Raw genomic sequence first — 11,538 nt, forward strand, 5'->3', positions numbered from 1 at the left:
CGGGGCCCCGTCCGGCCGATCCTGTCGAGCGGACAGAACGGGCAGCCGCGGACAGAACGGGCAGCCGCGGACGGGCGCGGGCAGGACGCTGCCTAGTGCGCGGAGTGCTTCTCCGCACCGCGGTGGCGGTGGCCCTTGAGCTCGGCGTGCATCGCCGGAGCGGAGTGCATGGCCGCCACCTCGACGTCGCGCCCGCCGTGGCGGAAGGCGGATCCGCCCGAGGACGCACCGGCGGAGGACGGGCCGTCGGACCGCAGCCGCGGTGGGAGCGGTCTCGGGCTCGTCGCCATGCCCCGCCGTTCCAGCAGGTCCTGGGTGCCCCGGCGGAGCTTGTTGGTGCTGCTCGGCATCGACTTGGCCATCGTGGGCCTCCCTTCGGCGGTCACCGGCCGGACGAGCGTCGGCCGGGAGGGCCGCACGGGCGTTATGTCCGGATTTTAGCCGGGTTACACCTGGGTCCGCCCACGCTGTCGGGCTCACCCCGGACCGCCGCGTCCGCCCTGCCCCGGCCGGCAGGGCCCCGGCCGCCGGCGCCGCGCCCCGGAGGCGCCCCGTCCGGTGCGGCTCAACCCATCTCCTCGTGCACGTAGCACCAGCGCCAGTCCTCCCCCGGCTCGTAGGAGCGGACCACTGGGTGGGAGCTGTTGTGGAAGTGCGCGGCGGCGTGCCGCTGCGGCGAGAAGTCGCAACAGCCGATGTGGCCGCAGTCCAGGCAGATGCGCAGGTGCACCCAGTCCCGGCGCCCCTGGGCCAGGCAGTCGGCACAGCCGTCGGCCGGCGGGAGGGGTTCGATGTCCAGGGGTGCCGCGGTGAGGTCTTCGCAGGCGCTCATGGACGCAGGGTAGTGACGGCGCCCCGGCCCGCGGGCCCAAGACACGCCCCGCCGGTCAGGCCACCGGTCAGGCTGCCGGTCAGCCCGCCGCGGGGCCGCCCGGGGCCCCTGTCCCTTCGGCCCACGCCGCTCCGGCCTGCGGGTCGACGGCCTGCGCGCCGTCGGACCGCGTGCCGTCAGCACGCCAGCTCGCCAGCAGGGCGAGCTTCTCCGCCGTGGGCGACCCCACCGGCGCGGTGTACGCGACCAGCAACTGGTCGGCCGCCCCGTTGACGGCCAGCGTCTCGTAGCCGAAGTCGAGCTCGCCCACCAGCGGATGGCGGATCAGCTTGGTCCCGTGGGTCTTCTCGCGCACCTGGTGGTCGGCCCAGAGCCGGCGGAACTCCTCGCTGCGCACCGAGAGTTCGCCCACCAGCGCGGCCAGCTTCGGGTCCTCCGGGTACCGCCCGGCGTCCAGCCGCAGGTAGGACACGGTCTCGGCCGCCACCGCCTCCCACTGCGGGTAGAACTCCCGGGCGGCCGGGTCGAGGAAGGCGTGGCGGGCGGCGTTGACCTCACCGGCCGGGCGTGCGGAGAAGCCGTTCACGGCGTCGCCGAGGGCGTTCCAGGCGAGCACGTCCATCCGCCGGCCGAGGACGAAGGCCGGCACGCCGGGCATCAGGTCCAGCAGCAGGCGGGTGCCGTCCCGCACCTGGCGGCGGCCGGGCCCGCCGTCGGCCCGGCGCGGCGGGCGGGCCAGCGCGCGCAGGTGCGCGGCCTCCACCTCGTCCAGCCGCAGCACCCGGGCCACCGCGTCCAGCACCGCGTCGGAGGCGCTGCCGCCGCGGCCCTGCTCCAGCCGGACGTAGTAGTCGACGCTGACCCCGGCGAGCTGGGCGACCTCCTCGCGGCGCAGTCCCTGCACCCGGCGGCGGCCGTGCGCGGGCAGGCCGACCTCCTCGGGCTGGATCCGGGAGCGGCGCGAACGGAGGAAGTCCCCCACTGTGTTCTCCATGCCCGGCAGCGTAGACCGGGGCGGCCCGGGCGAGGGTGGTAACGGCTTTCCCAGGTTGGCCTTTCCCGGGTTGCGCCGTCCCGGGTCGGACGCAGCCCTGGGTGGCCGGTCGCGGCGCGAGCAGAGTGGTTCCCGCCGGGCCGCCGCGGCCCGGCGGGACCGCCCCGCGGCGGCCCGCACCGGCCGAGCCCGCCCGGCGTCCCCGAGCGCCGGCAGCACCCGAACAGGAGCACCCGATGAGCTACCCCGCCCTCGCCACCCGTACCGCCGTCGTCACCGGAGCCGCCAGCGGCATGGGCGAGGCCACCGCCCGCCTGCTCGGCGCCGCCGGGGCCCGGGTCGCGCTGCTGGCCCGCCGCACCGAGCGGCTGGACGCGCTGGCCGCCGAGATCGCCGCCGCCGGCGGCCGGGCGCTCGCCGTCACCGCCGACATCACCGACCAGGCCTCGGTGGACGCCGCCGCCAAGGCCGTCCACGACGCGTTCGGCCCGGTGGACCTGGTGGTCAACAACGCCGGCGTGATGCTGCCCAACCCCGTCGCCGACGGCCGGATCGACGAGTGGACCCGCATGATCGACACCAACCTCACCGGCGCGCTGCGGATCGTCCGCGCCTTCGCCGCCGACCTCACCGAAGCCGCCGCCGACGGCCGCCCGGCCGACCTGGTCAACGTCTCCTCGATCGCCTCGCACGTCGCCTTCCCCGACTACGCCGTCTACGGCGCCACCAAGGCCGCGCTGACCCAGCTCTCCACCGCGCTCCGCACCGAGTTCGGGCCGCGCGACGTCCGGGTCAGCGCGATCGAGCCCGGGCTGACCGACACCGAGCTCGGCGGGCACATCGACAACCCGGTGCTGCGCGAGCAGCTCGGCGGGATGTTCGCCGCGATCCCGGCCCTGACCGCCGACGACATCGCCGACCTGATCGGCTACACCGTGACCCGGCCCCGGCACGTCAACCTCCGCCACCTGGTCGCCCTCCCCACCCGGCAGGCCTGACCCGCCCAACCGGCCCGCCCACTCGCCCGGGCCCGACGGCCCGACGGCCCGACCGGCCAGCAGGCCCGACCCTCCGGGCCGGCCCGGGCCACGGGTTCTCCACCACGCGCGGGCCGGGCCATGGGAGCATGCCAACCGTGGCGATCGTGACGGGGAGAGTGGACAGCGACACGGGCGGTGCCCGGTCCGGCGGCATACCCGGGCCGGGCGGGCCCGGCGGCGACGCGGCGCCCGGCCCGGCCGGTACCGCCCGGGTCCGCCAGCCGGTGGCGCTGATCCGGCTCCTGGCCGGCGTCGCCGCGATCACCCTGACCCTGCTGCTCGCCGACTACGCCCGGGCCACCACCTCCGGCATCGCCAGCGACGTGGCCCAGGCCGCCGACCTGGTGCCGCGCCCACTGGCCGGGCTCGCCGGGGGCCTGACCACCGCCGCCCTGCTGCTGGTCCCGGCCTACTCGGCGGCCCGCCGGCTGACCTCGGCCGCGGCCGACCGCCGACGCACCCTCCAGCACCTCTCCGACGGGCTGCTGGCCGCCGTCCTCGCCTACGGGATCTCGCTCGCGCTCGACCTCTGGGTCGACGAGGCGGCCTCCCCCACCCTGGTCGCCGCGCTCACCCAACGGCTGCCCGGCGGCAGCCTGGCCCACACCGAACCGGTCTACGGCTACCTCGCCCCGGTGCTCGGCTTCCTGACCGCCTCCGCCGCCCGTGAGCGCCGGCTCCCCCGGCTCACCCTGGCGGCCTCCGCCCTCGCCGGCCTGGCCGCCGGGTACGCCACCCCCACCGCCCTGCTGCTCGGACTGCTGATCGGCTGGACCGCCGCGCACGGCACCAGGTACGCCGTCGGCACCCCCGACCCGCGCCCCCGGCCGGCGCAGCTCCTGCGCAGCCTCCGCGAGGCCGGGCTGCGCCCGGTCGCCGCCCGCCCGGCCGGTCCGGACCGCTACCTGGTCACCCAGGAGGCCGGCCGCCCCGACCTCGACGTCCAGCTGCTCGACCGGCAGGCCGTCACCGCCGCCCTGTTCCAGCGCGCCTGGCGCCGGATGCGGCTGCGCACCGCCCCGCACCCCCGGGCGCTGCGCTCGCTGCGCACCGGGCTGGAGCACGAGGCACTGGTCTCGTACGCGGCCGTCGCGGCCGGCGTCCGCACCCGCCGGATCGCCGCCACCGCGGAGCTCGGCCGCGACAGCGCACTGGTCGCCTACGAGTACCTGCCCGGCCGCACCCTCGACCGGCTGGCCGACGAGGAGCTGACCGACGCGCTGCTCACCGACGCCTGGTCCCAGCTCGCGCTGCTGCACCGGCGGGAGATCTCGCACCGGGCACTGGTCCCCTCCGCGCTGCTGGTGGACGACGCCGGCGCGGTGCACCTGGTGGACCTCGCCGACGGCGACATCGCCGCGAGCGACCTGGTGATGCGCTGCGACACCGCCCAGCTGCTCGCCACGTTCGCCCTGCGCACCGGGGCCGAGCGCGCGGTGCGCACGGCCGTGGCGGTCCTCGGCGCGGACACCGTCGGCGCCGCCCTCCCGCTGCTCCAGCCGATCGCGCTCGCCGGCACCACCCGGCGGGAGCTCAAGCGGGCGGCCTCGGCCGCCCGGGCCGCCTCGGCGGAGCGGTCGCAGCCGGCCGGCCCCGCGACACCGCCGGTGGAACTGCTGGACGCGATCCGCGCCGAGGTCCTGCGCACGCAGCCGCAGGCGCCGGTCCGGGCGGTCAAGGTGGAGCGGCTGCGGCCGCGGACCCTGCTCGCCGTGTGCGGCGGCGTGGTGGCCGGCTGGCTGCTGCTGCCGCAGCTGTTCGCGACCGAGCAGAACCCGATCGCCGCCGTCGCCGACGCCGACCCGCTCTGGCTGGCGCTGGCCCTGCTGGCCGCCGTCACCAGCCACGTCACGGCCGCGATGGGTTTCGTCGGGTTCGTCCCCGAGCGGCTGGACTTCCGCAACGCGGTGTTCGCACAGGTCGCCGGCTCCTTCGTGAAGCTGGTCTCGCCCGGCGGCGTCGGCGGGGTGGCCCTGAACACCCGGTTCCTGCAACGGGCCGGCATCCCGACCGCCCAGGCGCTGTCCAGCGTCGGCGTCGGCCAGCTCTTCGGGCTGGTGCTGCACCTGCTGCAGCTGGGCGCGTTCGTCTACCTGATGGGCATGGAGCCCGGCGGCTCGGAGCTGGACGCGCTGCCCGCCGTGGTGGGCGGGCTGGTCGGGGCGGGCGTGCTGCTGGCCCTGGTGTCCGCGGTGCCGCCGGCCCGCCGCTGGCTGGCCGCCCGGCTGCGGCCGCTGACCTCCGAGGTGCTGCCCCGCCTGGTGGAGCTGCTGCGCAGTCCGGGGCGGCTGGCGGTCGGGGTGGCCGGCCAGCTGCTGGTCTCGCTCTGCCTGGTCGCCTGTCTGTACTGCTGCGCCCGGGCGGTCGGGCGGGAGCCGGCCTTCGCGGCGGTCGCGGTGGTCTTCCTGATCGGCAACGCGGTCGGCAACGCGGCGCCGACCCCGGGCGGGGCCGGCGCCGTGGACAGCGCGCTGGTGACGCTGCTGGAGCACTCCGCGTCGATGGAGGAGGGCGGCGCACTGGCCGCCGTGGCGCTCTACCGCCTGCTGACCCTGGTCCTGCCGGTGCTGCCCGGGTGGGCGGCCTTCGCCTGGCTGCAGCGGCGCGGCGCGCTGTAGCGGCCGGCCGGCACGGCTGCCGCGGCCGCCCGCGGCGGCGCCGGAGCCCGCCCGCGACTACTCGCGGTACTCGTCCTCGTCGAGCTGGACGATCCGGCTCTGCTCGGCGACGTCGGCGACCTCGGTGGCCGGGTCCGCCCCGAGCGCGCGGCGCTCGGCCAGCTCGTCGTACTCGTCGCCCTCCTCGGGCTCCTCGTCCGGCTCCACCACTTCGGCGACCTCGTCCAGGTAGTCCTCGTGATTCTGCGGCATGGCATCCGTCCTTGCTGCTCGGAGGCTCCCACGGGCCCGCCCCGGGTACTGGAAGTATCCGCCGACCGCCGCCCGGGCGCGATGCGCCGACCGCCGCCGGGCGTGTTGCCGGGCCCGCCCGGCGGCCCCCGCCCGGCCGGACGGGATCCGGGGTCCGGGCCGCCCGGGGGTACGATCAGTGCCGTACCAGCAGGGCTTACCCACACCCACCCGGTGGCCCCGAGGCCCTTACGAACGACGGGGAAATCATGTCCGGCTCGCACTACTTCACCGGTGCACCCGAGGTCGAGAGCGACCGCCGCCCGATCACGGTGACCCTCCCGGACCTCACCCTGGAACTGACCACCGACAGCGGGGTGTTCTCCCGCAGCCGGCTCGACCCGGGCACCCGGATCCTGCTGGAGCACGCGCCGTCGCCGCGGGTCCGCGGCCCGATCCTGGACGTCGGCTGCGGCTACGGCCCGATCGCGCTGACCTGGGCGACCCGCCGCAAGCGGCTGCCGGTCTGGGCGGTGGACGTCAACACCCGCGCGCTGGACCTGGTCCGGCTCAACGCGGAGGCGCTCGGGCTGGGCAACGTGCAGGCGGCGCTGCCGGAGGACGTCCCGGCGGACCAGCGGTTCGCGGCGATCTACTCCAACCCGCCGATCCGGATCGGCAAGGCCGCCCTGCGCCGGCTGCTGCACCAGTGGCTCGGCCGGCTGACCCCGGACGGCTCGGCGTTCCTGGTGGTGCAGAAGAACCTGGGCTCGGACTCGTTGCAGAAGTGGCTGAACGAGCAGGGCTACCCGACCACCCGGGTCACGTCGGTCAACGGGTTCCGGATTCTGGAAGCGCGGCCCCGCCCGGAGGGTGAGGGCCCCGAGAGTGGACGAGGTACGACGACGTGAAGCAGCTCCGCGGGACCGAACTGAAGCGGCTGCACCGCTCGTGGCGGCGCAGCAACGAGTTCCGGCTCGCGCTGATCCTGGAGAACCTCCAGTCGCCGTTCAACGTCGGCTCGGTGGTCCGGACGGCCGCCGCGATGGGCGCCGAGAAGCTGTACCTCACCGGCGACACCCCGTCGGTGCGCTCGTCCGGCGCGCAGAAGGCCGCCATGGGCACCGACAAGTACCTCAAGGTCGAGCACTTCGCCACCATCGGCGAGGCGGTGGCCGCCGCCAAGGCGGACGCCTTCAAGGTGGTCGGCCTGGAGCTGGCGGACGAGGCGGTGCCGATGTTCGCCGCCCGGCTGACCCCGGCGGTCGCCTTCGTGCTGGGCCACGAGGACCGCGGCATCACGCCCGAGGCGCTGAGCCTCTGCGACCAGGTGGTGTTCGTCCCGCAGCTGGGCCGGGTCGGCTCGCTGAACGTCTCGGCCGCCGCGACGGTGGCCTGCTACGAGGCGCGCCGCCAGGGCTACGCGATCAGCGGCACCCCGGACGGCGACGCCGACGGCGGTCCGGACTTCGACGACGAGTGACGTTCGACCGCGGTTGACCGGCGACGACGGATGACGTTCGACCACGGTTGACCGGCAACGACGGGTGACCTCCGACCGCGGTTGACCGGCAACGACGGGTGACCTCCGACCGCGGTTGACCGGCGACCGCCGTAGACCGGCGGCCACGGTCGACCGGGCGGCGGGAGGGCGGCCCCGTGCCCCCTCCCGCCGGCCGGGCGTCGCTCACACCTCGACCAGCACCTTGCCCCGGTTGGCCTCGCGGTCCAGGTAGAGGCTCCGGTAGGCCTTCGGGATCTCGTCGAAGCCCTTGTGCACGGTCTGGTGGTAGCGGATCCGGCCCTCGCGGACCAGGCCGCCGAGTTCCCGGTGCATCTCGGCCAGCAGCGGCCCGGTGAACCACTCCTGGGCGAAGATCCCGCGGACGGTGGTGCGCGGGAACATGATGTACGGCAGCAGCCGGGGCCCGGTGAGCTCACCGTTCACGGTGGTCGCCCACTGCCAGCAGACCGCCACCCGGCTGTCCACGTTGAGCATGGTGAACACCGCGTCGGTGACCGTCCCGCCGAGGTTGTCGAAGTAGCGGTCGACCCCGTCGGGGGCGGCGGCGAGCAGCTCGCGGCGGACCGTCCCGGCGTCGTCCGCCTGGTCGTACAGCACCACCTCGTCGAAGCCCAGCTCCCGCAGGTACCCGGCCTTTCCCGGCGAGGCGGTGGTGCCGACCACCCGGCCGGCGCCCGCGAGGCGGACCAGCTGGGCCACCAGGGTGCCGATCGAACCCGAGGCGCCGCTGATCACCACCGTGTCGCCGGGGCGGACCTCCAGGAACCTGGTCACCGTGCCCCAGGCCGTCATCCCCGGCGCGCCCATGATGCCGAGCGCCGTGGAGAGCGGCAGCCGCTCGTCGTAGTCGGCCGGGTCGAGCCGCCGGTAGGCGGGGAAGACCATCGGGAAGGCGCCGGTCCGCCACAGCTCCTCGGCCCCGTTGTGGACGACGTGGCTGCGCCAGCCGCCGAAGCCCTGGACCAGGTCACCGACGCCGAAGGCGGCCTCCGGCCCGGCCTCCACCACCTCCATGATCGAGTCGGCTCCCATGTGGTCGCCGATCGGCGTCTCCAGCGCCAGGCCGTTCTGGTACGGGTCCACCGAGACGTACCGGGTGCGGAGGAGCATCTCGTCCGGGCGGAGCCGGACCTCGACGTCCTCGACGGCCTTCCGGTAGATCCGGTTGACGTCCGGCACCCCGTCGAGGTGCTCGCGGACCACCCACTTCTCGATCTTCATGCCGGGGCCCCTGTCGAAACGGTGCTGGTGGGCCGGGTCTCCTCGACGAGCTCGGCCTCTTCTGCCCCCCGGTCGACCGGGAGGACCAGGTGGGTCGGCGGCGGCCCGCCGAGGTCGACCGAGGCGGCGAACTCCAGCCCGTCGTCGCGGCAGACGAACTGCACCACGTGCCGGCCGGCCGCGGCGGCCCGGATCAGGCCGCCGATGGTGGCCCACACCCCGGAGAGGTAGAAGTTCGACAGCCCCGGCAGGACCGGGCCGCGCCGTTTGATCTCCTTCTCCACCGTCTCGGCGCCCTCGACGAACGGGTTCCAGCCCGGGAAGGTGCCGTCGTAGACGCCGGTGTAGCGGACCTGGGTGAGCGGGGTGGAGACGTCCGCCACGGCCACCGCCTCCGCGAAGCCGGGGAACCGCTCCTCCAGGAAGGCGACGATCCCGTTGCGGACCCGGCGCTTGGCCTCCGCGTACTCCCGGCCGTGCTTGACCGGCAGGGTGTGCAGCTCCTCGCCCCGCCGCACCCGGGAGAACTGCTCCGGTCCCCGGTGCAGCGCCCGCCACGGGGCGATGTCCGAGAAGTAGGTGGCGAAGACCACGGTGGAGTCCCGGGGCGCCAGCTCCGGGTAGTGCCGGGTGCGGAACTGCACGTTCATGCTGGGGCAGCGGATACCGGTCAGGCCGGCGGTCTCCCGCTCCGAGAGCAGGTAGGTGGTGCACGGGTCGCCCGTCGGGAACGGCCGGCGCAGGCCGAGGAAGAGCGCGACGTAGCCGGGCGAGAGCTGGCCCGGCTCGTCGATCAGCGAGGTGTAGAGCCGCCGGTAGGTGTCGTTGAGGTAGCGGCCCCCGAGCAGCTTCATCACCGTGGTGTGGCCGTCGGCCGCGGAGACCACGATGTCGGCGCGGAACTCGCGGCCGTCGCTCAGCCGGACGCCCACCGCCCGGTCGTCCTCGACCAGGACCTCCTCGACCCTGGCGTTGTACGTCACCTCGCCGCCGAGTCCGAGGTAGCGCTGCTCGATCGAGCGGGCCAGCGCCAGCGAACCGCCCTCCGGGACCCCGGCGGCCTGGTTGGCGTGCGAGGCGAGCTGGAAGTAGAACGGCAGCACCGGGAAGGCCGGGTGCTTCTCGTAGAGGATGAAGTTGAACGCCTCGCGCAGCAGCGGGTCGCGGAACCGCAGCGCGTAGTCGCTCATCAGCACGCTGATCGACCTGCGGATGGTCGCGAAGTAGGGGAGGAACGAGGCGAGCATCCGCCAACGCTCGGCCCGGCGCATCAGCCCGACCGGTTTGAGGAACGGGTAGACCGCCAGCGCCTTCCGGAAGGTCCGGACGCCGTCGCAGAACTCCCGGATCGGAACGGCGTCGACCGGGGAGATGCCCAGCAGGTGGGACTCCAGCCGGTCCGGGTCGGAGTAGAAGCGGACCGCCCGGCCGTCCCGGCCCCGGACGATGTTGAACACGTCGAAGTGCCGCATCTCCTTGCCCTGGAGCGCGCCGAGCTCCAGCCAGATCTGGTACATCTCGTTGCCCGGCCCGTTGCCGAGCAGCCAGCTGATGCACCAGTCGAAGGTGAAGTCGCTGCGGCCCCAGCCGGTGCAGGAGCCGCCGGGGATCTCGTGCATCTCGAAGATCCGGGTGCGGTAGCCGTTCATCCGGGCGTAGCAGCCGGTGGAGAGCCCGCCCAGGCCGCCACCGATGATGATCATCGATTCCCGTCGGTGTTCTGGCGCCTTGTCCCGTGCCAATTCCCTGGCCTTCCTCGTCGTTGCCGTTGCGTGCTCGCGGAGGTGCGTCCCCGCCGCCGGGGGGGGATCGCCTCCCGGGGTGGTCACCAGGCGACCGGGAGCGCCTGCAGGCCGTTCACCATGGCGTCCTCCTTCCAGCGCAGCCGGCTCTCGGGGACGGCCAGCCGCAGGCCGGGCAGCCGGTCCAGCACCGTCTCGATCGCCACCTGGAGCTCCAGCCGGGCCAGGTGGGCGCCGATGCAGTAGTGCACGCCGTGGCCGAAACCGATGTGCGGGTTGCCCGGACGGTCCAGGACGAGGCGCTCCGGCTCCGCGAAGACCTCCGGATCGCGGTTGGCCGCGGCGGTGGCGATCATCACCGCCTCGCCCGCCCGGACGGTCACCCCGCCCAGCTCGACGTCGGCCGTGGCGTACCGGGGCAGGCTGAACCCGGTGAGCAGCGGCACGTAGCGCATCAGCTCCTCGACGGCCTTCGGGATCAGCTCGGGCCGCCGCTGCAGTCGCCGCAATTCACCGGGGTTGACCAGGAGTTGGTGGAAGAAGTTGCCGATCTGGTTGGTGGTGGAGACGAAGCCGGCGATCAGCAGGTCACAGCCGATCGAGAGCAGCTCGTCCTCGGTGATCAGCCCCTCCTCGCGGCAGGCCCGGACCAGCACGGTCAGCAGGTCCGGGCCGGGCTCGCGTCCGCGCAGGTCCAGCACGCCGGCCAGGTACTCGATGAACGCCCGGCCCTCGACGGCCAGCACCTCGCCGGGGGTGACGGCGGAGAGCACCGTCTCGGCCCAGGCCCAGAGCATCCGGTGGTCCTCGGCGGGGATGCCCAGCACCTCGCAGATGATGGTGGTCGGCATCGGGACGGCGAGGTCCTCGACCAGGTCGGCCGGTCGGCCGGCCGCGACGAAGGCGTCGACCAGCTCGCCGGCCAGCTCGCGGGCCCGGTCGCGCAGCCGCTCGACCCGGCGGGCGCTGAACTCCCGGGCCACCAGCGAGCGCAGCCGGGTGTGCTCGGGCGGCTCGGTGGAGAACAGGCCGGCGCCGGTGCGGGCGACCGGGCGCATCCGGGGCTGGTCCTGGCCCATCGCCTCGGCCAGGCTGAAGCGCCGGTCGGCCAGCACGGCGCGCACGTCCTCGTAGCGGGTGGCCAGCCACGCCCCGTCGCCGTACGGCAGCCGGACGCGGGCCAGCGGCTGCTCCCGCAACTCGGCGTAGCGGGGGTGGAGTTCGAGCCCGACCGGCTCGAAGGGGTAGGACAGCGGCGGGTGCTGCCGGAGCATGGCGAGGTCCACCTCTCCTGCGGGGCCGGGGGCGGGGACGGGGCCGGGGAGGGCGCCGGCG

The 11,538-nt window shown here is 74.9% G+C and carries 11 protein-coding genes; 4 read left to right on the forward strand and 7 right to left on the reverse strand.

Annotation, left to right across the window (positions count from 1 at the left end; all coding sequences use genetic code 11):
* Window positions 1-92 precede the first annotated feature (92 nt).
* The 3 genes from RMN57_RS18375 to RMN57_RS18385 all read right to left on the reverse strand — a co-directional run bounded on the left by RMN57_RS18375 (window position 93) and on the right by RMN57_RS18385 (window position 1,826).
* Window positions 93-362 (reverse strand): hypothetical protein, encoded by a 270-nt coding sequence (locus RMN57_RS18375; protein WP_313764442.1) that lies wholly within the window; start codon window positions 360-362, stop codon window positions 93-95.
* 203 nt (window positions 363-565) lie between these two features.
* A complete protein-coding gene (locus RMN57_RS18380; RefSeq protein WP_313764443.1) occupies window positions 566-832 on the reverse strand; it encodes a UBP-type zinc finger domain-containing protein in 267 nt (88 codons plus the stop codon).
* A 79-nt stretch (window positions 833-911) separates the two neighbouring features.
* Entirely contained in the window at window positions 912-1,826 is a 915-nt protein-coding gene (locus tag RMN57_RS18385; protein WP_313764444.1) for a helix-turn-helix transcriptional regulator, read from the reverse strand.
* Window positions 1,827-2,062: 236 nt separating this feature from the next.
* On the opposite strand from RMN57_RS18385, the gene RMN57_RS18390 reads away from it, so the two are divergent.
* Window positions 2,063-2,824, forward strand: a complete 762-nt coding sequence (locus tag RMN57_RS18390) for an SDR family oxidoreductase (protein WP_313764445.1) — start codon at window positions 2,063-2,065, stop codon at window positions 2,822-2,824.
* Between the two features lie 137 nt (window positions 2,825-2,961).
* On the forward strand, window positions 2,962-5,484 hold the full coding sequence (locus tag RMN57_RS18395; protein WP_313764446.1) for a lysylphosphatidylglycerol synthase domain-containing protein: 2,523 nt from the start codon (window positions 2,962-2,964) through the stop codon (window positions 5,482-5,484).
* 57 nt (window positions 5,485-5,541) lie between these two features.
* Here RMN57_RS18395 and RMN57_RS18400 read toward each other — a convergent pair whose 3' ends face one another.
* Window positions 5,542-5,736 carry a hypothetical protein gene (locus tag RMN57_RS18400; protein ID WP_313764447.1) on the reverse strand — a complete coding sequence of 65 codons (195 nt, stop codon included), beginning with the start codon at window positions 5,734-5,736 and terminating at the stop codon, window positions 5,542-5,544.
* 248 nt (window positions 5,737-5,984) lie between these two features.
* On the opposite strand from RMN57_RS18400, the gene RMN57_RS18405 reads away from it, so the two are divergent.
* Together RMN57_RS18405 and RMN57_RS18410 are read left to right on the forward strand one after the other, a co-directional pair.
* The gene (locus RMN57_RS18405; protein ID WP_313764448.1) at window positions 5,985-6,626 is read left to right on the forward strand and encodes a methyltransferase; all 642 of its coding nucleotides are present in this window, start codon (window positions 5,985-5,987) and stop codon (window positions 6,624-6,626) included.
* Entirely contained in the window at window positions 6,623-7,198 is a 576-nt protein-coding gene (locus RMN57_RS18410) for a TrmH family RNA methyltransferase (RefSeq protein ID WP_313764449.1), read from the forward strand. Before RMN57_RS18405 ends, RMN57_RS18410 begins: the two co-directional genes overlap by 4 nt.
* Window positions 7,199-7,402: 204 nt before the next feature.
* On the opposite strand, the gene RMN57_RS18415 is transcribed toward RMN57_RS18410, so the two are convergent.
* From RMN57_RS18415 to RMN57_RS18425, 3 genes are all read right to left on the reverse strand, one after another.
* Complete coding sequence (locus RMN57_RS18415; protein ID WP_313764450.1) at window positions 7,403-8,461, reverse strand: NADP-dependent oxidoreductase; 1,059 nt, start codon at window positions 8,459-8,461, stop codon at window positions 7,403-7,405.
* On the reverse strand, window positions 8,458-10,164 hold the full coding sequence (locus tag RMN57_RS18420; protein WP_313764451.1) for an NAD(P)/FAD-dependent oxidoreductase: 1,707 nt from the start codon (window positions 10,162-10,164) through the stop codon (window positions 8,458-8,460). Before RMN57_RS18420 ends, RMN57_RS18415 begins: the two co-directional genes overlap by 4 nt.
* 122 nt (window positions 10,165-10,286) lie before the next feature.
* Entirely contained in the window at window positions 10,287-11,477 is a 1,191-nt protein-coding gene (locus tag RMN57_RS18425) for a cytochrome P450 (RefSeq protein ID WP_313764452.1), read from the reverse strand.
* Between the last annotated feature and the right edge of the window lie 61 nt (window positions 11,478-11,538).

This window comes from Kitasatospora sp. CM 4170 (assembly GCF_032110285.1).
Classification (GTDB): domain Bacteria; phylum Actinomycetota; class Actinomycetes; order Streptomycetales; family Streptomycetaceae; genus Kitasatospora; species Kitasatospora aburaviensis.